Annotated in this window: 17 protein-coding genes; 6 read left to right on the forward strand and 11 right to left on the reverse strand. The window is 63.2% G+C overall.

What is annotated here, in order from left to right:
• Positions 1-15: 15 nt before the first annotated feature.
• From GQ59_RS24915 to GQ59_RS24935, 5 genes are read right to left on the reverse strand one after another with little or no spacing between them, the layout of a single operon-like run.
• A complete protein-coding gene (locus GQ59_RS24915) occupies positions 16-1542 on the reverse strand; it encodes an alkaline phosphatase D family protein (RefSeq protein WP_037086429.1) in 1527 nt (508 codons plus the stop codon).
• On the reverse strand, positions 1529-2281 hold the full coding sequence (locus tag GQ59_RS24920) for a glycerophosphodiester phosphodiesterase family protein (RefSeq protein WP_037086431.1): 753 nt from the start codon (positions 2279-2281) through the stop codon (positions 1529-1531). The genes GQ59_RS24915 and GQ59_RS24920 overlap by 14 nt, the downstream gene beginning before the upstream one ends.
• Positions 2282-2297: 16 nt before the next feature.
• Complete coding sequence (locus GQ59_RS24925; RefSeq protein WP_037086433.1) at positions 2298-3218, reverse strand: ABC transporter permease subunit; 921 nt, start codon at positions 3216-3218, stop codon at positions 2298-2300.
• 2 nt (positions 3219-3220) lie between these two features.
• A complete protein-coding gene (locus GQ59_RS24930) occupies positions 3221-4213 on the reverse strand; it encodes an ABC transporter permease subunit (RefSeq protein WP_051904192.1) in 993 nt (330 codons plus the stop codon).
• Positions 4200-5525, reverse strand: coding sequence for an extracellular solute-binding protein (locus GQ59_RS24935; protein WP_174459635.1), 1326 nt, complete (start codon positions 5523-5525; stop codon positions 4200-4202). Before GQ59_RS24935 ends, GQ59_RS24930 begins: the two co-directional genes overlap by 14 nt.
• 146 nt (positions 5526-5671) lie before the next feature.
• Between GQ59_RS24935 and GQ59_RS24940 the strand changes: the two genes are divergently transcribed.
• Positions 5672-6610: a sugar-binding transcriptional regulator gene (locus tag GQ59_RS24940; RefSeq protein WP_037086434.1), complete on the forward strand. Its 939-nt coding sequence runs from the start codon at positions 5672-5674 to the stop codon at positions 6608-6610.
• 3 nt (positions 6611-6613) lie between these two features.
• On the opposite strand, the gene scpA is transcribed toward GQ59_RS24940, so the two are convergent.
• The 6 genes from scpA to GQ59_RS24970 all read right to left on the reverse strand — a co-directional run bounded on the left by scpA (position 6614) and on the right by GQ59_RS24970 (position 14710).
• Positions 6614-8752 (reverse strand): methylmalonyl-CoA mutase, encoded by a 2139-nt coding sequence (gene scpA / locus GQ59_RS24945; protein WP_037086436.1) that lies wholly within the window; start codon positions 8750-8752, stop codon positions 6614-6616.
• On the reverse strand, positions 8752-10761 hold the full coding sequence (locus GQ59_RS24950) for an acetyl-CoA carboxylase biotin carboxylase subunit (protein WP_037086438.1): 2010 nt from the start codon (positions 10759-10761) through the stop codon (positions 8752-8754). The genes scpA and GQ59_RS24950 overlap by 1 nt, the downstream gene beginning before the upstream one ends.
• Positions 10761-11138 (reverse strand): hypothetical protein, encoded by a 378-nt coding sequence (locus GQ59_RS24955; RefSeq protein WP_037086541.1) that lies wholly within the window; start codon positions 11136-11138, stop codon positions 10761-10763. Before GQ59_RS24955 ends, GQ59_RS24950 begins: the two co-directional genes overlap by 1 nt.
• Before the next feature lie 23 nt (positions 11139-11161).
• Positions 11162-12061, reverse strand: coding sequence for a glutathione-dependent disulfide-bond oxidoreductase (yghU, locus tag GQ59_RS24960; protein ID WP_037086440.1), 900 nt, complete (start codon positions 12059-12061; stop codon positions 11162-11164).
• An 85-nt stretch (positions 12062-12146) separates the two neighbouring features.
• Entirely contained in the window at positions 12147-13679 is a 1533-nt protein-coding gene (locus GQ59_RS24965) for an acyl-CoA carboxylase subunit beta (RefSeq protein WP_037086442.1), read from the reverse strand.
• 134 nt (positions 13680-13813) lie between these two features.
• Positions 13814-14710: a LysR family transcriptional regulator gene (locus GQ59_RS24970; RefSeq protein ID WP_037086444.1), complete on the reverse strand. Its 897-nt coding sequence runs from the start codon at positions 14708-14710 to the stop codon at positions 13814-13816.
• Between the two features lie 209 nt (positions 14711-14919).
• Here GQ59_RS24970 and GQ59_RS24975 point away from each other — a divergent pair, with 209 nt between their 5' ends.
• Genes GQ59_RS24975 through GQ59_RS24995 form a run of 5 tightly spaced genes read left to right on the forward strand, consistent with a single transcriptional unit; the run spans position 14920 to position 20399 of the window.
• Positions 14920-15894: an ABC transporter permease gene (locus tag GQ59_RS24975; protein ID WP_037086446.1), complete on the forward strand. Its 975-nt coding sequence runs from the start codon at positions 14920-14922 to the stop codon at positions 15892-15894.
• Positions 15891-16790: an ABC transporter permease gene (locus GQ59_RS24980; RefSeq protein WP_037086447.1), complete on the forward strand. Its 900-nt coding sequence runs from the start codon at positions 15891-15893 to the stop codon at positions 16788-16790. The genes GQ59_RS24975 and GQ59_RS24980 overlap by 4 nt, the downstream gene beginning before the upstream one ends.
• A gap of 5 nt (positions 16791-16795) precedes the next feature.
• Positions 16796-17767, forward strand: coding sequence for an ABC transporter ATP-binding protein (locus GQ59_RS24985; protein ID WP_037086449.1), 972 nt, complete (start codon positions 16796-16798; stop codon positions 17765-17767).
• Complete coding sequence (locus GQ59_RS24990) at positions 17764-18804, forward strand: ABC transporter ATP-binding protein (RefSeq protein ID WP_037086451.1); 1041 nt, start codon at positions 17764-17766, stop codon at positions 18802-18804. Before GQ59_RS24985 ends, GQ59_RS24990 begins: the two co-directional genes overlap by 4 nt.
• 20 nt (positions 18805-18824) lie before the next feature.
• Positions 18825-20399: an ABC transporter substrate-binding protein gene (locus GQ59_RS24995; protein ID WP_037086453.1), complete on the forward strand. Its 1575-nt coding sequence runs from the start codon at positions 18825-18827 to the stop codon at positions 20397-20399.
• Positions 20400-20476 lie beyond the last annotated feature (77 nt).

Genomic DNA, 20476 nt, shown 5'->3' on the forward strand with positions numbered 1-20476 from the left:
ACTATGGATGAGGCATCAAAGCCGGTTGACGCCGGCTGCGCCGTCGGCGACGGCAAAACTCCGGAAAACGGCAGCGGGGGAATTCTGCTGCTTGCGGTCGGCGATACCGATGAAATCGACCTCGGCCGACCGTTCGCTGAGGCGCATGATCGCATAACCATGCTTGTCCGAGGCAAACCTGAGATGCGGGTTTTCGGCAAGCGCCATCGCCAGGCTGGCGGCGGTCGGCGCATCGGAAGTGATCGAGCCGCAGACGAATTCGCTGGCGATGGCCCGAGCCTTCTCATCCGCGAAGTCGCGTTTCACATCGGCCGCATAGAAGGCATGCAGGTCGCCGCCGATGATCAGCGGATTTTGGACCGCCGAGGTCTGCACCGACTCCAGCAGCCGGCCGCGGGCGGCGCGATAACCATCCCAGCCGTCGAGGTTATAGGCGGTGGCCGGCCCGGCCTTGGTATCGCGTTCGGAAAGCAGCGTCTGCTGGGCGATGATGTTCCACTTCGTCCCACTGGCACCGAGCGTGTTGCCAAGCCATTCTTCCTGCGCCGGGCCGAGCATGGTCCGCTCCGGCCGGTCGCCGCCGGCGGAAGCTTCGAGTTCGGGCGAGCGGTATTGTCGCGTATCGAGCAGCGTCACGCCAGCCAAGTTGCCGAAGCTGTAGTGATCGTAGATGCGCAGCGCATCGAAACCGGCTGCGAGGCTCGGATGCACCGGCATGTGCTCGAACCAGGCCTGGTAGGCGGCGCGGCGGCGGGCGAGGAATTCCGCCGCGTTCGGCGCGTCGGGGGCACGGTCATTGGCGTAATTGTTGGTGACCTCGTGGTCGTCCCAGACGGCGAGCCAGGGAAAAGCGGCATGCGCCGCCTGCAATTGCGGGTCGGACTTGTAGAGCGCGTAACGATCGCGGAATTCGTAGAGCATCGACGGCACGCCGGTCTGGTGTTTGCGCACCAGCTGCGCGCCGTAACTGCGCTCGTAGATGTAATCGCCGAGATGGATGACGAGGTCGAGATCGCGGCCGGCCATGTCGGCATAGGCGCTGTAGAAACCCTGCTCATATTGCTGGCAGGAGGCGAAGGCGAGGCGAAGCGTATCGACGCTGTCTGCGGGAGCGGTGCGGGTGCGGCCGACCGGGCTCGTCGCGTTGCCGGAGCGGAAGCGATAGAAATACCAGTGGCCGGGCGAAAGGCCCGTCACCTCGACATGCACCGAATGGGCGAATTCCGGAACCGCGCGGAAGAGGCCGGATTGGAGCGGCTTTGAAAAGGCCTCGTCCTCGGCGATCATCCATTCCACGTCGATGGGATCAAGAACCGGTTTCGGCGCCGGGGCAAAGGGATCGGCGGAGGTGGTGGACGATGCGTTCTCAAGGATCAGCCTTGTCCAGAGAACGACGCTGTCGGCCCTCGGCGCGCCGGAGGCGACGCCGAGGGCGAAAGGATCGGTTTTGAAGCTTGCCGCACGGGCGGACCCGAGCGGCCGCCAGATGGCAGCCGCCGCCAATCCCCCCACCAGCAGGCTTCGACGATCAATGAGCGGCATCGAACAGTCCTTCGCGGGCCTTGACGGCGAGGTCCGGCCGGTCGGTGGTGATCTGGCGGAGCGGCCGCTTCAGCCAGAAGGACAGGTCTTCCAGCTCGTTCGGGACCCAGACGCCGAGCTTTTCGGCCGGGACCAGCGCGGAGAGCAGTTCCCATTCTTCGAGCAGCAGCGCCTTTTCAATCGCCAGCACGTCGGAGACCAACAGCATGGCTTCGACGGACTGGCGCAGGCCGAGAGCCTGGACGGATTTGTGATTGAGCGAGGACAGCCGGCGGATATGCGGCGCGACTTGCCCGATCGTCTTCAGCACTTCGCCGCTGAAGCTGGTCAGGAAGGAATTGTCCGCGACGCCGAAACGGTCGATCATCGCCGCGGCCTTGGCTTCGAGGCCTTCGTACGGCTTGCCGTCGGCATCGGCCTTCAGTTCCACATGCAGTTCGAGACCGGTCGGGGCATAGATTTCGAGCACGTCCTCGAGCGTCGGGATGTGCTCACCGGTGCCCTTGAGGATCACCGAGCGGTATTCGCCGGCGGCAAGATCCGCCACCCGGCCGGAGCGCTCGGTGGTGCGATCGAGCGTCGCGTCATGGATGACGAGGAGTTCGCCGGTGGCGCTCAGATGCACGTCGAATTCGACCGATTCGACGGACAGATCGAGCAGATTGCGGAAGCCGGTCAGGCTGTTCTCGGCCCAGAGATTGCGGGCGCCGCGATGGCCGACGATAATGGGATTGGTCATGGGAAATACCTCTTTTCTATTTGCTGGAATCCACAAGGCCCTTGGTGAACCAGCGTTGCATCAGAAGGATGACGAGAGCGGGCGGCGCCATCACAAAAAAGGAAGCGGCCATGGCGATGTTCCAGGCCGGCTGGGCATCGGCAACGGGGATCAGGTCCTTGAGCCCGATCATTGCGGTCGCCATCGCCTTCTCGGTGGTGAAGAGAAGCGGCCAGAGATACTGGTTCCAGCCGTAGAGGAAGAGGATGATCGAAAGCGCCGCGATATTGGCGCGCGACAGCGGCAGAAGCACGTCCCAGAAGAATTTCAGCGGACCGGCACCATCGAGCTTGGCGGCCTCGCAGAGTTCGTCCGGCACGGTCAGGAAGAACTGGCGGAACAGGAAGGTCGCCGACGCCGAGGCGATCAGCGGCAGGATGAGGCCGCCATAGCTGTTGATCATGTTCCATTGCAGCGCCGCGTCGAGCTGGTAGCCGGTCGTATCGGCAACGAAGCCGGTCAGGCCGATCGCCTCGAACAGCGCCCGCAGCGGCCCGCCGGCATCGGCCACCGCCTCGTAGGTCGGGATGATACGGACTTCCACCGGCAGCATCAGCGAGATGAAGATCAGCCAGAAGGCGGTCATGCGGAAGGGAAAGCGGAAATAGGTGACCGCGAAACCGGCGATGAGCGACACGGCCAGCTTGCCGACGACGATGCCGACCGTGACGATGAGGGAATTGACGTAGAGCCGGCTGAACTGGCCTTCGTTCCAGGCAAGGATCGTGTTCTCGACAAAATGGCTGCCCGGAATCAGAGGGAACGGCACCTGCTGCACCTCGCCGACCGTCAGCGAGCCGGCGACGAAGGCGAAATATAGCGGCATGCAGACGGCGGCGGCGCCGATGAGGAGGACGACGTGGCAGAAGATCGACAGGCCGATGTGACGTTCGATCATGGTCACACCTGATAATTGACTTTGCGCTCGACGGCGCGGAACTGCAGGAAGGTGAAGAGCACGGCGATCGCCATCAGGATCACCGACTGGGCGGCGGACGAGCCGAGGTCGAGCTGGCGGAAGCCGTCCTGATAGACCTTGTAGACCAGCGTATTGGTGCTGCCGGCCGGGCCGCCGCGGGTCACCGTGTCGATGATGCCGAAGGTCTCGAACAGGCCGTAGACGAAATTCATGACGATCAGGAAGAAGATCGTCGGCGCGGCCATGGGCAGCGTCACAGTCAGGAAGCGGCGGACGGGACGGGCGCCGTCGATCGCGGCGGCTTCCATCACCGAGGCGGGCACGGCGAGGAATGCCGCGACGAGGAAGATGTAGTCGTAACAGACATGTTTCCAGATCGCCGCGACCGAGACCAGCAGCAGCGCGTCGAACGGCCGGCGGTTCGGGTCCCAGCCCAAGCCCAGCTCATGCAGCATCTGGGCGAACGGGCCGACTGTCGGGTTGAAGAGGAAAGCCCAGAGCACGCCCGATATCGCCGGGGCGATCGCATAGGGCAGAAGGATGACGCCCTTGTAGATCGCCCTGCCGCGCAAAACGTTGTCAGTGGCGAAGGCCAGCAGCCCGGCGATGACGAGCGTGGCGATACATTGCACGACCGTGAACCACAGCGTGAGGACGGCGCTGTCGCGATATTCCGGGCTCGAAAGCAGGGTGGTGAAATTCTCGAGGCCGACGAAGATCATCGTGCCGCCGAACGGATCCACCTGCACGAAGGCGAGGGACAGCGCCTTCCAGGTGGGGATGAAAAAGAAGAAGAGCAGAATCAGAAGCTGCGGCGCAAGCAGGCCGGCGGCCAGCCAGGGCCGCCGGAAATGCGAGGCCTTGAGCCCTGCTTCTGACGGCCTGACCAGGGAGCCCAGGCTCCGCCGCAAGGATAAACGGGGGCGCGCCGCCGCGCCCTCGCTGCTGGTCATGATGGCATTATTTGCCGGCATGGAGCTTCTCGTACTGGCGCAGGATCTCGTTGCCGCGCTTGACGGATGAGTCGAGCGCTTCCTGCGGCGTCTTCTTGCCGGTCCAGACGGCCTGGATTTCCTCGATCAGGATGGCGGTCGACTGGTTGTGGTTGCCGAAGCGGAAACCGCGCGAATTGTCAGTCGGCTCGCCGCGCGACAGCTGTTCGATGGCGATCTCGCGGGTCGGATGATCCTTGAAATAACCCTCGGACTTCATCTTCTGATAGGCGGCATTGGTGACCGGAACATAGCCGGTCGCCTTGCTCCACCATTCCTGGGTCGCCGGCTGGGCAACGAAGTTGAAGAAGGCAGCAACGCCGGCCTGAACCTCCTCCGACTTGCCCTTGACCGCCCAGAGCGACGCACCACCGATGGTGCCGTTCCTGACGTCGGCGCCCTCTTCATGCGGCATGACCGCAGCGCTCCACTTGAACTTGGCATCGGCTTCGACGCCGGAATGGCTGGCGGTGGAATTGATGATCGTCGCGCAGGTGCCCGAGGTGAAGAGGCTGATCGGTGCGACGCCCTGGCCGGCGATCTTCAGCACGCCATCGTCGACCCACTTCTTGAGACGGGCGACCTGGCCGACCACTCCGGTCTTGTTGTAGACGAACTCGGTATCGAGGCCGGCATAACCATTGGCCTTGGTGGCGAAGGGGTAATTGTTGATCGCCGAATAGTTCTCGATCAGGCTCCACTGGAAATCGCCCGGCAGCGCCATCGAGCAATCGGTGATCTTCTTTTCCTTCAGCGCATAAAGCTGCTTTTCGAGGCCCTGCCAGGTGTCAGACGGCGCGTCGAAGCCGGCGGCCTTGAACGCATCTGCATTGTACCAGAGAATCGGCGTCGAGGAATTGAAGGGCAGAGCGGCCGGCTTGCCGTTGACGATGTAGAAGCCGGCGACCGGCTTGATGAAGTCGTTCCAGTCGGTCTTGTAGCCCTGCTTGGTCATCAGCTGGTCGACCGGGATGATCGCGCCGGAATTCAGCATGGTCATGAAACCACGCTCGGCCGACTGAAGGATAGCCGGCTGCTGGTTGACGCGGTAGGCGGCGACCATGGCGGCCATGGTCTCTTCATAATTGCCCTTGAACGTGCCGACGATCTCGTATTTGTCCTGCGACTTGTTGAAATCTGAGATCAGCTGCTGGACGGTATCGCCGAGCTTGCCGGAGATCGCGTACCACCATTCGATCTTGACGCGGTCGGCGGCGTGAGCGCCTGTCGCACCCATCAGCAGCGCACCGGCGGTAAGAAGGCCGGTGATCGATTTCACATATGTCGAAGCCATGTTTCGGATCCCTCGATATTCGGGTCTTTCACACGACCCTTCCTGTTTCGGTTCTGGCCATCTCCATCAGTCTGGGTTAGCCATGACAGGCATGGGTTACGTTACATATGTTACATCGATGTGACATTTGATTTTGATGGTGGGATATGGAGCAGCGTGAATTGATGGTGCGGGCCGCGTGGCTTTATCACGTGGAAGGGCTTACCCAGCAGCAGATCTCGGAGCGGATGAACATCACCCGGCGGCGGGTGAACGAGATCCTGTCGGAAGCGCTCGAATCGGGCGTGGTGCGGATCAGTTTCGATTCCGTGCTGGCGGAAAGCGTCGAGCTGGAAACCAGACTGCGCAAGCGCTTCGGGCTTATGGACGCGGTCGTCATCCCGACACCGGGCGATGCGGTGCTGCTGCATTCGGTGCTCGGGCGCGGGGCGGCCGGCTTTCTCGGACGGCTGATCCAGACGCAGAAACCCGCATCGATCGGGGTCGGCTGGGGATCGACGCTGCGCGAGACGATCCAGCACATTCCCTCGCTCAACGAGCCGCAGATCAAGGTGCGCTCGATGATGGGCGGCCTTACCCAGGGTTCCGAGATCAACACGTTCGAGATCGTCCGCGGCTTCGCGCAGGTGCTGAACGCCCAGTGCCGCTATTTCGTGGCGCCGATCTATGCCGAGAGCCCGGAATCGCGCGATGCGATCATCTCGCAGGCGGTGTTCCAGAGGACGTTCAGGCAGATCTGCGAGGTGGATGTCGCCTACCTCAGCGTCGGTGACGTGTCGCAGCAATCGCTGCAGGTGCGTTACGGCCTGCCCGAAGGCATGACCGAGCAGATTCTCAGGAAAGCCGGCGCGGTCGGCGACCTGATGGGCCGTTATCTCGATACCGCGGGCAAGGAGATCGATCATCCGCTGAACCGCCAGGTTCTGGCGCCCGAGATGGAGGATTTTCGCCGGATCGGCTGCCGCATTGTCGCATCAGGCGGGCCGCATAAGCACAAGATTCTGCAGGCGGTGGCGCAGAGCGGGCTTGTGAACGTGCTGATCACCGATGCGGACAGCGCCAAGGCGATGCTGGCGGCGAAGTGACCGTCAAATATTGCGGCGCTTGCCCTCCAGGAGGTCGATGATGGAGTTGGCGGCATCAAGGACGTTGGTGCCGGGGCCGAAGACGGCGGCGACGCCGTGGTCCATCAGGTAATCGTAATCCTGCCGAGGCACGACGCCGCCGACCACGACGATGACGTTTTCGGCGCCCCTTGCTTTCAGGGCTTCCACGAGCTGGGGCGCAAGCGTCCTGTGGCCCGCGGCGAGCGACGACATGCCAACCACCTGGACCTTTTCTTTGACCGCGAGATCGGCGGCCTCCTCCGGCGTCTGGAACAGCGGGCCGGCGAGAACCTCGAAGCCGATGTCGCCGAAGGCCGAGGCGATCACCTTGGCGCCGCGGTCATGGCCGTCCTGGCCGAGCTTGGCGACCATGATCTTGGGCTTGCTGCCAAGCGTTTGAGCGTAGCCGCCAAGCCGCGAGACGATCGTCCTGTATTCCGGATCGTCCTCATAAGCGGGTCCGTAGATATCGCTCACCACCTCCGGCACCGCCGAATGGTCGCCGAAGGCCTGGCGCATCGCGTCGGAGATTTCGCCAACGGTGGCGCGGGCACGGGCGGCTTCGATCGCCACTTCCAGCAGGTTTCCCTCGCCCGTTTCCGCGGCTTCCTCGAGGACGGCGAGGGCCGACGCCACGCGCTTCGGATCGCGCTGGCGGCGCACCTCTTCCAGCCGCTTGATCTGGCCGTTGCGCACGGCGGTGTTATCGATTGCGAGAATGTCGAGCTCGTCCTCGTTCTCCAGCCGATATTTGTTGACGCCGACGATGATTTCCTCGCCGCGGTCGACGGCCGCCTGGCGGCGGGTGGCGGCTTCCTCGATCAACCGTTTCGGCAGGCCGTCGGCGACCGCCTTGGTCATGCCGCCCATGGCCTCGACTTCCTCGATCAGCGCCCAGGCCTTTTCCGCAAGTTCGTTGGTCAGGCTTTCGACGTAGTAGGAGCCGGCGAGCGGATCGACGACCTTGGTGATGCCCGTCTCGTGGTTGAGGATGAGCTGGGTGTTGCGGGCGATGCGGGCGGAGAAATCGGTCGGCAGCGCCATCGCCTCGTCGAGCGCATTGGTGTGCAGCGACTGGGTGCCGCCGAGCACCGCCGACAGCGCCTCATAGGCGGTGCGGATGACGTTGTTATAGGGGTCCTGCTCCTGCAGCGACACGCCCGAGGTCTGGCAATGGGTGCGCAGCATCAGCGACGAGGACTTCTGGGGCTTGAACTCCTCCATGATCCGCGACCAGAGCAGGCGGGCGGCACGCAGCTTGGCCGCCTCCATGAAGAAGTTCATGCCGATCGCGAAGAAGAAGGACAGCCGGCCGGCGAACTCGTCGACGCTGAGGCCCTTGGCGAGTGCTGCCCGCACATATTCGCGGCCGTCGGCGAGCGTGAAGGCGAGTTCCTGAACGAGCGTCGCGCCCGCCTCCTGCATATGATAGCCGGATATCGAGATCGAATTGAACTTCGGCATTTCCTTGGCCGTATATTCGATGATGTCGGCGACGATCCGCATCGAGGGCTCGGGCGGATAGATATAGGTGTTGCGGACCATGAACTCCTTGAGGATGTCGTTCTGGATGGTCCCTGAGAGTTCCGCCCGCGAACAGCCCTGCTCCTCGCCGGCGACGATGAAGGAGGCAAGGATCGGGATGACCGCGCCGTTCATGGTCATCGACACCGACATGTCCTTCAAGGGAATGCCATCGAACAGGATCTTCATATCCTCGACCGAATCGATCGCCACGCCCGCCTTGCCGACATCGCCTTCGACGCGCGGATGATCGCTGTCGTAGCCGCGATGGGTGGCAAGGTCGAAGGCGACCGACAGGCCCTTCTGGCCGCCAGCGAGATTGCGGCGGTAAAAGGCATTCGACGCTTCGGCTGTCGAGAAGCCCGCATATTGGCGGATCGTCCAGGGCCGGCCGGCATACATCGTGGCGCGGGGTCCGCGCACGAAGGGTTTCATGCCGGGCAGGCTATCAAGGTGTTCGATGCCGGCCAGGTCTTCCGCCGTATAGAGCGGCTTGATATCGATGCCTTCGGGTGTGTGCCAGACTAGCGTTTCCGGCGAAGCCTTCAGCTCCTTCTCCGCAAGCTTTTCCCAATCCTTGACGGTCTTCTCAGACATCACTCGAACTCCATGATCAACTCATCGACCGCCAGGCTTTGCCCTTGGCTGGCGGCGACGCGTTTGACGGTGCCCTTGCGTTCGGCCTTCAGCACGTTTTCCATCTTCATCGCCTCGACGGTCGCGAGCGTCTGGCCGGCTTCGACGGCGTCGCCGGCTTTCACCGAAACGGAAGTGATGACGCCGGGCATGGGGCAGAGCAGCATCTTCGAGGTGTCCGGCGGCAGTTTTTTCGGCATCAGGCGGGCAAGTTCGGCCACGCGGGGCGAACGGACGCGGGCGGTGACGTCCATGCCGCGCCAGCGCAACCGCACGGCGGAGCCCATGAGGTTGACCTTGACCCCCATCACCTCGCCTCCGACGTGGAAACGGGCATGGCTCTGGCCCGGCAGCCAGCCGCTGGCGACTGACAGCTGCGTTCCATCGGCAAAGCGGACGCCGGCGCCGTCAGGCCCGGTTTCCAGCGCCACGGCCTCCTCGAAGCCGGCGAGCGTCACCACCCAGTCCTTGCCAATCACCCGGCGATGATTGCCGATCGTGCCGGAAATCCGTACCGCCCGCTCCTGCAGGGCCTGATGGATCAGGACCGCGATGGCGGCGAGCTTCCTCGCGGCCGCCTCGTCGGGATGCACGCCCGAAAAACCTTCCGGGAATTCCTCGGCGATGAAGGCCGTGGTGATCCTTCCGGAGCGAAAGCGGCCGTGATCCATGACGGCCGAGAGGAAGGGCAGATTGTGGCCGATGCCGTCCACCTCGAAATCGTCGAGCGCCTTGCCCATCGCGTCGATCGCCGTCAGACGATCAGGCGCCCAGGTGCACAGCTTGGCGATCATCGGGTCGTAAAACATGGAGATCTCGCCGCCTTCGAAGACGCCGGTATCGTTGCGGACCACGGTGCCGTCGTCCTGCCGGCCTTCCGCCGGCGGACGGTAGCGGGTCAGCCGGCCGATCGACGGCAGGAAATTGCGGTAGGGATCCTCGGCATATAGCCGGCTTTCGATCGCCCAGCCGTCGAGCTTGACGTCGTCCTGACCGAACGACAGTTTTTCGCCTGACGCTACGCGGATCATCTGCTCGACGAGATCCACGCCGGTGACGAGTTCGGTGACCGGATGCTCCACCTGCAGGCGGGTGTTCATTTCGAGGAAATAGAAATTTCTGGCGCCGTCGACGATGAACTCGACCGTGCCGGCCGAGAAATAACCGACCGCCTTTGCCAGCGCCACGGCCTGTTCGCCCATGGCCCGCCGGGTTTCCGCGTCGAGGAACGGCGACGGAGCCTCCTCGATGACCTTCTGGTTGCGGCGCTGGATCGAGCATTCGCGCTCGCCGAGATAGAGCGTGGTGCCGTGCTGGTCGCCAAGCACCTGGATTTCGATATGGCGCGGCTGGTCGACGAACTTTTCGATGAAGATTCGGTCGTCGCCGAACGAGTTCTTCGCCTCGTTGCGGGAGGACTGGAAACCTTCGCGCGCCTCGGCATCGTTCCAGGCAATCCGCATGCCCTTGCCGCCACCGCCGGCCGACGCCTTGATCATCACAGGATAACCGATCGAGCCGGAGATTTTTACCGCTTCCTCGGCATCCTCGATCAGGCCCATATGGCCGGGCACCGTGGAGACGCCGGCCTCGGCGGCGATCTTCTTGGAGGTGATCTTGTCGCCCATCGCCTGGATGGCTTTCACCGGCGGGCCTATGAAGGCAACGCCTTCCTTCTCGAGGGCTTGAGCGAAGGCCGCGTTTTCCGAAAGGAAGCCGTAACCCGGATGCACCGCATCGGCGCCGGTCTTTCTGATCGCATCGAGAATCTTGTCGATGACGATATAGGACTGGGAAGACGGTGCCGGGCCGATGTGAACCGCCTCGTCTGCCATGCGCACATGCAGCGCTTCCGCATCCGCGTCGGAATAGACCGCCACCGTCTTTATGCCCATCTTGCGGGCCGTCCTGATGACCCGGCAGGCGATCTCGCCGCGATTGGCGATAAGAATTTTATTGAGCGCCGGCATCAGACCTCCATGACGTCTTCGAAGGATTCGGGGAACGTTCTGCGCGCGACCTTCTCGTCGATCCTGAGAAGCGCGTCGTAGGAGGTCGGGTCGAAATCGTCCTCGGCCGGAACGACCTCGCGACCGAACAGAAGGTTGAGCCGGCCGGCATCGAGATTGCCCCGCTCGAACGGTTCCGGGCCGAAATGGTGCCACAGCGCGTGCAGGAAGGCGGCATCCACCTTGTGTTCGATCGTGCCCGAGCGGGCGAGGCGCTGCAGCTGCTTCAGCGGCGTCGCCCCTTTTTCGTTTGCCCGCCGGATCGTGAAATGATGCCCGTGGCCCGGCATGCCGGAAGGGAAACCCCTGTGTTTCGTCATGTCGGGCGGTCTGGGCATGCTGGTCTCCTTGCGGTCGTTCTTCAAGCCTTGGCGAGCTTGTCCTGCGTCTTCGTCTCGAAGTCGGAAGCGTCGTGGCGTTCGTGAAGCTGTTCGGACGGATCGCCGTTCACCCGGTTGACCATGCGGCCACGCTTGACGGCCGGCCGTTCGGCGATCTCGGCCGTCCAGCGCTGGACGTTCTTGTAGCTCTGGACGTCGAGGAAGGTGCCTGCCTCGCCATAAGCCTTGCCTTGCGCCAGATTGCCGTACCAGGGCCAGATGGCGATATCGGCGATCGAATATTCGGAGCCGGCCATGTACCGGTTTTCGGCAAGATGCCGGTCCAGGACATCGAGCTGGCGCTTCACCTCCATCGAGAACCGGTCGATGGCATATTTGATATAGACCGGCGCATAGGCATAGAAATGACCGAAGCCGCCGCCGAGATAGGGCGCAGAGGCCATCTGCCAGAACAGCCAGTTCATCGTTTCGGTGCGCGCCTTGTGGTCCTTGGGCAGGAACGCGTCGTCGAACTTGTTTGCGAGGTAGAGAAGGATCGAGCCGCTTTCGAAAACGCGGGTCGGCTCGGGCGTGGAACGGTCCAGCAGGGCCGGGATCTTCGAATTCGGATTGACATCGACGAAACCGGAACCGAACTGGTCGCCGTCGCCGATCTTGATGAGCCAGGCGTCGTATTCGGCGCCCTTGTGGCCGGCGGCCAGCAATTCCTCGAGCATGATGCCGATCTTCACGCCGTTCGGCGTCGCCAGCGAATAGAGCTGCAGGGGATGCTTGCCGACCGGCAGCTCCCTCTCATGAGTCGGACCGGCGATCGGCCGGTTGATATTGGCGAACTGTCCGCCATTTCCCTGTTCCCAGGTCCAGATCTTCGGGAGCTCGTAGCCCGCTGGAAAATTCTCGGCGGGGGATTTGTCGGTCATGAAATCTTCCTTCCATTCAGGTGGCGCCCGAGGGTTTTAGCGGGGCGACACCTATATAGAGAGCGGCCAGCCGAATTTCCGCTCGTCACAGCGGGATCGTGTCGTGTTTCTTCCAGTGCGTCGTCACCTGCTTGTTGCGCAGCGAGGCGAAGGCGCGCGCGATGCGGCGGCGCGACGAATGCGGCATGATCACCTCGTCGATGAAACCGCGTTCCGCCGCGACGAACGGATTGGCGAAACGCTCCTCGTATTCCTTCGTCCGCGCCGCGATCTTTTCCGGGTCGCCGAGTTCCGAGCGGTAGAGGATCTCGGTCGCTCCCTTCGCACCCATGACGGCAATTTCGGCGGTCGGCCAGGCATAATTGAAATCGGCGCCGATATGTTTCGAGGCCATGACGTCATAGGCGCCGCCATAGGCTTTTCGCGTGATCAGCGTGACCATGGGGACGGTCGCTTCGGAATAGGCGAACAGCAGTTTTGCACCGTGCTTGATGACGCCGCCATATTCCTGGGCCACGCCCGGAAGGAAACCCGGGACATCCACCAGGGTCAGGATCGGGATCGAGAAAGCGTCGCAGAAACGCACGAAGCGGGCCGCCTTGCGGGAACTGTCGATATCGAGGCAGCCGGCCAGCACCATCGGCTGGTTGGCGACGACGCCGACGGTCTCACCTTCCAGCCGGATGAAGCCGGTGATGATGTTCCTGGCATAGGCCTCCTGGATCTCGAAGAAATCGCCCTCGTCGGCGATCGCGAGAATCAGTTCCTTCATGTCGTAGGGTTTTGCGGCGCTGTCCGGGATCAGGCTGTCGAGACGGTTTTCGATGCGGGCCGGATCGTCGTGGAAGGGACGGACCGGCGGCTTCTCGCGGTTGTTCAAGGGCAGGAAGTCGAAGAGCTGGCGGACGGCTTCGAGTGCCTCGATGTCGTTCTCGAAAGCGGCATCGGCGACCGAGGATTTTTTCGTGTGAGTGCCGGCGCCGCCGAGTTCTTCCGCCGTGACGATCTCGTTGGTGACGGTCTTCACCACGTCGGGGCCGGTGACGAACATGTACGATGAATCGCGCACCATGAAGATGAAGTCGGTCATGGCCGGCGAATAGACCGCGCCGCCGGCGCAGGGTCCCATGATGACGGAAATCTGCGGTACGACGCCGGACGCCTCGGCATTGCGGCGAAAGACTTCGGCGTAGCCCGCAAGCGAGGAAACGCCTTCCTGGATGCGGGCGCCGCCCGAATCGTTCAACCCGATCACCGGCGCGCCGACCCGCACCGCCATATCCATGATCTTGCAGATTTTTTGAGCATGCGTTTCCGACAGCGAACCGCCGAGGACGGTAAAATCCTGAGAGAAGACATAGACCTGGCGGCCGTTGATGGTACCCCAGCCGGTGACGACGCCGTCGCCCGCGACCTTCTGCTCGGCCATGCCGAAATCCACCGCGCGGTGGGTGACGTACATGTCGAACTCCTCGAAGGAGCCCTCGTCCAGCAGGACCTCGATGCGCTCGCGGGCCGTCAGCTTGCCCTTGGCATGCTGCGCCTCGATACGCTTCTCCCCACCGCCGAGCCGCGCCTCCGCCCGGCGTTTTTCGACCTCACCCAGAACTGCTCGCATGTTTGCTCCCGGTCTTTCTTGGGCATTACTTAGCGTCTCGCGGGCCTGCGGGAAACCGCGGAACGCGCATCTATACGAATTGATAAGAGCCCGGGCCGGAAAATGCAAAACGGCCAGAAACCCTATGACCGCGCCTAGAGCGTGGTTTCGACCGAATCCGCCTTGATGATGTTGATGAACGCCTCGGCCGTCCAGGATAAGGGCGCGCCGGGCATGGAGATGATCCCGTATTCGGAGACCTTGTCGGGCAGGAAAGGCCGCATGGCGATCGCGTCGCTGCGGAAGAACTCGGCAATCAGCGAGGGCACGATGGCGATTCCGAGCCCTTGGGCGGCGCAGGCGCAAGCGGTTTCGACCGAATGGACTTCCAGGCTGCATCGGTAGCTCGGCACCATGCGGCGCAGTTCGTGTTCCAGTTCGTTGCGGTTGACGCGCTGCCGGCCGAGCAGGATCAGGTCGTTGCAGGCAAGATCGTTGACGTCGATGGCCTGCTTGGCGGCCAGCGGGTGGCCGACCGGCATGACGCAGGTGGTGCCGCTGGTGAAGAGCGGGCGGGTGTCGAAGGAATGCTCCTCCGGCGGCAGGCGGACGAAACCGAGATCGGCGACGCGGCCGCGCACCATGCGTTCGATCGCATCATAGGGACCGCTCAGGATCTCCACCGTTACGCGCGGATGATCAGCTTTGAAGCGGGCGAGGATCGGCGGCAGCATAGTGGTCGCCAGGCTGTGCGGGAAGGCGACGCGGATCAGCGCCTCGCCGAAGGCACCCGAACGGACGTCGCCGATCTTGACGCGCAGCCGGGCGACACTCTGGGCGACGTCATCCACCTCGTCGACCAGGAGATGCGCTTCCGGCCGGGGAATGAGGCGGCCTTTGTCGCGCAGGAAAAGCTCGCGACCGATCTCTTCTTCCAGTGATGCGAGCTGGCGGCTGATCGCCGACTGCGACAGGCCGAGCTGGGCCGCCGCCGCTATGGTGGAGCCGGTATCCATGATCGTCTTGAAGATTTCGAGCTGCTTGAAATTCATGCCGCGATCCTACGGAAGGCGGCGGCGAACACAAGCACAGACATCGAACAGGGTTCCGCGCACAAAACGCATAGGACCATGCGTTCCGCGCATAATATTGCGCATCCCGCCCGGCCCGCTATCGTCGGCCTCAACAACTAGAAAAAAGGGAACGTCTTCATGAGAATTCTCTGTCCCTGCGGGACGAAGGGTAAGCAGGAGCGCACGCTATGACGGTTTTCGTCATCCGCCGCTTCCTGCAGAGCATCGCCGTCCTGTGCGTGACCGCGGTCATCGTCTTCATCGGTATCTATGCGATCGGCGATCCGGCTGAAATGCTGATCTCGCCCGATGCAAGTCCGGCGGAACGTGCGCAGGTCGTCGCCTCGCTCGGGCTCGACAAACCCCTCTGGGAACAGTTCTTCACTTTCGCCTGGAACGCCCTCCACGGCGACCTCGGCCGCTCCTTCGTTTTCAACCGTCCGTCCATCGCGCTCATCTTCGAACGCCTGCCGGCGACGCTGGAGCTGACGCTGACCGGCCTCGTCTTTGCACTGGTGCTCGGCATCCCGCTCGGCCTCGTGTCCGGCCTGAAGCCGAACAGTGCCACCGACGAAGTGATCATGACCGGCTCGATCCTGGGCTTCTCGCTGCCGAGCTTCTGGCAGGGCATGATGCTGATCATGATCTTTTCCGTCTGGCTCGGCTGGCTGCCGTCCACCGGCCGCGGCCAGATGGGCGAGTTTCTGGGTATCCGTTCCAGCCTGTTCACGCTCGACGGCCTCACTCACCTGATCCTGCCGGCGATCAACCTGTCGCTGTTCAAGCTTTCGCTGGTGATCCGCCTGACCCGCACCGGCGTGCGCGAGACGATGCCGCTCGATTTCGTGAAATTCGCGCGCGCCAAGGGCATTTCCGAGCGCCGCATCGTTTTCGTCCATGTGTTCAAGAACATCCTGATCCCGCTGATCACCGTGATCGGCCTGGAACTCGGCAGCATGCTCGCCTTCGCGGTCGTCACCGAAACGATCTTCGCCTGGCCGGGGATCGGCAAGCTGCTGATCGACAGCATCATGCGGCTCGACCGGCCTGTCGTGGTCGCCTACCTGCTGGTCATCGTCAGCCTGTTCATCTTCATCAACTTCGTCGTCGACGTGCTCTATTCGCTGGTCGATCCTCGCGTCCGGCTTGGAGGCGCCCAATGACCGCACGCGCTCTTTTCGCCGAAGACATGCTGCTCGGCCGCCTGGTAACCGGCATCGGCCGCAGTCCCAAGGCGGTCGTTGCCGCCGTCGTCTGCATCATCCTGCTGTTTGCCGCGGTCATCGGACCCTATCTGACGCCCCAGAACCCGTTCGATCTCGCGGTGCTGGACATCCTCGATTCCAAGCTGCCGCCCGGCTCGCAGAGCATGGACGGCATGAACTACTGGCTCGGCACCGACGGCCAGGGCCGCGACATGTTTTCGGCGATGATTTACGGCCTGCGCACCAGCCTCGGCGTCGGCGTGTTTTCCGGCATCGTCGCGCTTCTGGTCGGCACGGTGCTTGGCCTGATCGCCGCCTATTTCGGCGGGCGTATCGACACGCTGATCATGCGGGTCGTCGACCTCATGCTCGGCTTTCCGACCATTCTCGTGGCGCTGATGCTGCTGGCGCTTCTGGGTCAGGGGCTTTGGAAGGTGATCTTCGCGCTGATCCTGGTGCAGTGGGCGACATTTGCCCGCGCCGTCAGGAGCGCGGCGCTTGTCGAGAAGAACAAGGATTATGTCGAGGCCGCGGTGACGCTCGGCATCGGCACGCCGCGGATCCTGATCGGCCACATCCTGCCGAACTGTCTGCCGCCGCTGATCGTCATCGGCATGCTGCAGGTGGCGAACGCCATTTCGGCGGAGGCGACGCTTTCCTTCCTCGGCATCGGCCTGCCGATCACCGAACCGTCGCTTGGGCTGCTGATCGCCAACGGCTACCAGCTGCTGATGTCCGGCGAATACTGGATCAGCGTCTATCCGGGCGTACTTCTGCTCGTCCTGGTCTTCTCGATCAACATCGTCGGCGACCGCCTGCGCGAAGTCCTCAATCCCCGACTTGGTGAAAGGTGAGCGCGATGACACCCGTCCTCGAAGTCAAGAACCTTTCCACCCATTTCATGACCCGCCGCGGCGTGCTGAGGGCCGTCGACGACGTGAGCTTCACGGTCGGCCCGCGGGAGATCGTGGGCCTGGTCGGCGAATCCGGCTCCGGCAAGTCGATCACCGGGTTCTCGATCCTCGGCCTCGTCGATCCGCCCGGCCGGGTGGTCGGCGGCCAGATCCTGTTCAACGGCGAAGACCTGCTGACGAAATCGCCGACGGCCATGCGGGCCATCCGTGGCAAGCGCATCGCGATGATCTTCCAGGATCCGATGATGACGCTGAACCCGGTTCTCTCGGTTGCCACCCAGATGATCGAGACCGTGCAGGCGCATGACCGGGTTTCGCGCGCAGAAGCCCGCGCCCGGTCGCGCGATGCGCTCGGCCTTGTCGGCATTCCTTCGCCGGAGGAGCGGCTGGATTCCTATCCGCACCAGTTCTCCGGCGGCATGCGTCAGCGTGTGGCGATCGCGATTGCCCTTCTGCACCGGCCGGACCTGATCATCGCCGACGAACCGACGACGGCGCTCGACGTGACGATCCAGTCGCAGATCCTGTTCGAGATCAAGCGGCTGGCTGCCGAATTCGGTATGGCGCTGATCTGGATCAGCCACGACCTCGGCGTCGTCGCCGCACTCGCGGACCGGATCATGGTCATGTATGCGGGCCGGATCGTCGAGGCGGGGCAGGTCGATGGGGTGCTCACCGCGCCGCGCCATCCCTATACGTCCGGCCTGCTCAGCGCCGTGCCTGCGGCGGTACCGCGCGGCGAACCGCTCCGGCCGATCCCCGGTTTCGCGCCCTCGCCGCTATCGCGCCCTTCCGGCTGTGCCTTCCGCGACCGCTGCGCCCGGGCCACCGATGTCTGCGCCACCGAACCGATGCTGGAAATCGCCGCCGGCCGCGAGTTCCGCTGTTTCCACCCTCACCTCTGGAGCGCCGCATGACGACCCCGCTCGTGGAAGCCGTAGACGTCAGCCGGCGGTTTTCCCGCAAGCTCGACTATGCGGAAAAGATCGCCAACCTCTTCGGGGCGGGCCTTGAGGAAAAGACCGTACATGCGGTCGACGAAGTCAATCTCGCGGTCTATCCGGGCGAGGTGGTCGGCCTTGTCGGCGAATCGGGCTGCGGGAAATCGACGCTCGGCCGGGTGATGGCCGGCATCATGCCCGCGAGCGGCGGCGAGGTACGCTGGAAGGGCCGGCCGCTGACCTCGCTGCAGGGCGACGACAAACGCGCCATGCGGCTTTCCGCCCAGATGATCTTTCAGGACCCGATGTCGACGCTCAATCCGCGCAAGCGGGTCCTCGACCTGATCGGCGAGGCGCCCAAGGTGCACGGCATCGTCAAGGGCCGGGAGATGCGGGATTATGTGGCCGCGCTGGTGACGCGTGTCGGCCTCGATCCGTCCTATCTGGACCGCTACCCTCACCAGTTCTCCGGCGGGCAGCGGCAGCGTATCGGCATTGCGCGGGCGCTCGCGGTAAAGCCGAAGCTGCTTGTCTGCGACGAATCCGTCGCGGCGCTCGACGTGTCGATCCAGGCGCAGATCCTCAACCTGTTCATGGACCTGAGACAAGAATTCGGACTGACCTATCTGTTCATCAGCCACGATCTCGGTGTCGTGAAGCACATCTGCGATCGGGTGGTGGTCATGTATCTCGGCCGCGTGGTGGAAAGCGCCACGCCTGACGAGCTCTTCGGCAATCCGAAACATCCCTATACCCAGGCGCTGATCCGCGAACTGCCGTCGGTTACCGATCGCCGCCGAGTGTTCACGCCGATCAAGGGCGAGATCCCTTCGCCGCTCCATCCGCCGGCGGGATGCCATTTCCATCCCCGCTGTCCCAAGGCTTTCGACCGCTGCCGCGTGGAACGGCCGGTCCTGAAGGAAAATGCGGCAGGCCATGTCAGCGCCTGCCACCTGAACGATCTTGCCGCCCATCAGGCAGCAACAAACGCGACGGCCGAACCGGCCATCTAAAAAGGAAGGGAACAGACATAATGAAACCGATGAAATTTCTCCTGGCCGGGGTTGCGGCCTCGGTCATCGCCCTGGGCTCGGCTCAGGCCGCCGACCTGATACTCGGCAGCGCCACCGAGCCGTCGGCGATCGATCCGCAATTCTCGCGCACCGGCAACAACCAGAACATTGCCATGCAGGTCTTCGACCGCCTGGTGCAGACCGACCCGGCAATCAATATCGAGCCGGCGCTTGCCGTCTCCTGGACAAATGTCGATCCGCTGACCTGGCAGATCAAACTGCGCGACGGCGTCAAATTCCATGACGGCAACCCGCTGACGGCCGAGGACGTGATCTTCTCGCTCACTCGCGCCAAGGATATCCCCAACAGCCCGGCGCCTTTCTCCGGCAACGTGGCTGCGATCGACAGCATGAAGGCGATCGACAAGCTGACCATCGAAATCAAGACCAAGAAGCCGACGCCCGATTTCATCGAACAGGTCGGCTTCGTCTACATCGTCGAGAAGAAGGTCGCGGAAGGCGCCTCGATCGAGGACTTCAACAGCGGCAAGGCAGCTATCGGCACCGGCGCCTACAAGTTCAAGTCCTGGACGCCGGGCGACAACCTGCAACTCACCCGCAACGATGCCTTCTGGGGCAAGAAACAGGATTTCGACAACGTCACGATCAAGTTCATCTCGAACGACGCCTCGCGCGTCGCGGCCCTTCGCTCCGGCTCCGTCGACCTGATCGACGCCGTGCCGCCAGGCGATGTGAAGACCCTCCAGGGGATCTCCGGTCTCAAGCTCTTCTCGATCGCCTCGGCCCGGATGATCTACCTCGCGCTCGACAGCGCCCGCGACAAGACGCCCTTCATCACCGACAAGGACGGCAAGCCGCTCGACAAGAACCCGCTGAAGGACGTCAAGGTCCGCCAGGCGCTCTCCGAGCTGGTCAACCGCCAGCTGATCATCGACCGTATTCTCGACGGTTCGGCGGAAGCTGCAGGCCAGCTGGTTCCGAACGGCGTTGCCGGCAACGATCCGACGATCGCGGCGCCCGCCATGAACGCCGAGAACGCCAAGAAGCTGCTTGCGGAAGCCGGCTACAAGGACGGTTTCGGCATCACCATCCACACCTCCAACGACCGCTTTCCGGGCGATGCGGAAGTGGCGCAGGCGCTCGGCCAGATGTTCGCGCGCGGCGGACTGAAGGTGAACGGCGTCGTCGCACAGCCCTATAACGTCTACACCAAGGGCGCCGGGGCCGGCGAATTCTCCGCCTTCATCTTCTCGCTCGGCAACTCCACGCCGACCTCCGCCACGGGTCTTCGCAACCTGCTGATGACGGCCAACAAGGATGCAGGCACCGGCTCCTTCAACCGGACGAAATACTCGAACCCGGCCTTCGACGACGCGATGCGTGCCGCCACCGCCGAATTCGACGTCAAGAAGCGTGTCGAACTGCTGCAGAAGGCCACCAAGATGGTGTTCTCCGACGTGCCGCTCATCCCGCTCTACTGGCAGAAGGTTCACTGGGCCGGCAAGGCGAACCTCTCCTATGTCGCCAACATGACGGAAGACACCAGCGCGACGCTCGCCGGCATAGCGAAGTAAGTCTTCCCGCTCTCGACATCTTGCTGCGGCCCTCTCTCCTGGAGCCGCGGCATACCCCCGGGCCGGCCTGACATGTG

The organism is Neorhizobium vignae (genome assembly GCF_000732195.1).
Taxonomy (GTDB): Bacteria; Pseudomonadota; Alphaproteobacteria; order Rhizobiales; family Rhizobiaceae; genus Neorhizobium; species Neorhizobium vignae.

Excerpts from the sequence above, each read along its gene's own strand:
- GQ59_RS24915 (WP_037086429.1), bottom strand. The coding sequence starts at position 1,542 with ATGCCGCTCATTGATCGTCGAAGCCTGCTGGTGGGGGGATTGGCGGCG.
- GQ59_RS24920 (WP_037086431.1), bottom strand. The coding sequence starts at position 2,281 with ATGACCAATCCCATTATCGTCGGCCATCGCGGCGCCCGCAATCTCTGG.
- GQ59_RS24925 (WP_037086433.1), bottom strand. The coding sequence starts at position 3,218 with ATGATCGAACGTCACATCGGCCTGTCGATCTTCTGCCACGTCGTCCTC.
- GQ59_RS24930 (WP_051904192.1), bottom strand. The coding sequence starts at position 4,213 with ATGCCGGCAAATAATGCCATCATGACCAGCAGCGAGGGCGCGGCGGCG.
- GQ59_RS24935 (WP_174459635.1), bottom strand. The coding sequence starts at position 5,525 with ATGGCTTCGACATATGTGAAATCGATCACCGGCCTTCTTACCGCCGGT.
- GQ59_RS24940 (WP_037086434.1), top strand. The coding sequence starts at position 5,672 with ATGGAGCAGCGTGAATTGATGGTGCGGGCCGCGTGGCTTTATCACGTG.
- scpA (WP_037086436.1), bottom strand. The coding sequence starts at position 8,752 with ATGTCTGAGAAGACCGTCAAGGATTGGGAAAAGCTTGCGGAGAAGGAG.
- GQ59_RS24950 (WP_037086438.1), bottom strand. The coding sequence starts at position 10,761 with ATGCCGGCGCTCAATAAAATTCTTATCGCCAATCGCGGCGAGATCGCC.
- GQ59_RS24955 (WP_037086541.1), bottom strand. The coding sequence starts at position 11,138 with ATGCCCAGACCGCCCGACATGACGAAACACAGGGGTTTCCCTTCCGGC.
- yghU (WP_037086440.1), bottom strand. The coding sequence starts at position 12,061 with ATGACCGACAAATCCCCCGCCGAGAATTTTCCAGCGGGCTACGAGCTC.
- GQ59_RS24965 (WP_037086442.1), bottom strand. The coding sequence starts at position 13,679 with ATGCGAGCAGTTCTGGGTGAGGTCGAAAAACGCCGGGCGGAGGCGCGG.
- GQ59_RS24970 (WP_037086444.1), bottom strand. The coding sequence starts at position 14,710 with ATGAATTTCAAGCAGCTCGAAATCTTCAAGACGATCATGGATACCGGC.
- GQ59_RS24975 (WP_037086446.1), top strand. The coding sequence starts at position 14,920 with ATGACGGTTTTCGTCATCCGCCGCTTCCTGCAGAGCATCGCCGTCCTG.
- GQ59_RS24980 (WP_037086447.1), top strand. The coding sequence starts at position 15,891 with ATGACCGCACGCGCTCTTTTCGCCGAAGACATGCTGCTCGGCCGCCTG.
- GQ59_RS24985 (WP_037086449.1), top strand. The coding sequence starts at position 16,796 with ATGACACCCGTCCTCGAAGTCAAGAACCTTTCCACCCATTTCATGACC.
- GQ59_RS24990 (WP_037086451.1), top strand. The coding sequence starts at position 17,764 with ATGACGACCCCGCTCGTGGAAGCCGTAGACGTCAGCCGGCGGTTTTCC.
- GQ59_RS24995 (WP_037086453.1), top strand. The coding sequence starts at position 18,825 with ATGAAACCGATGAAATTTCTCCTGGCCGGGGTTGCGGCCTCGGTCATC.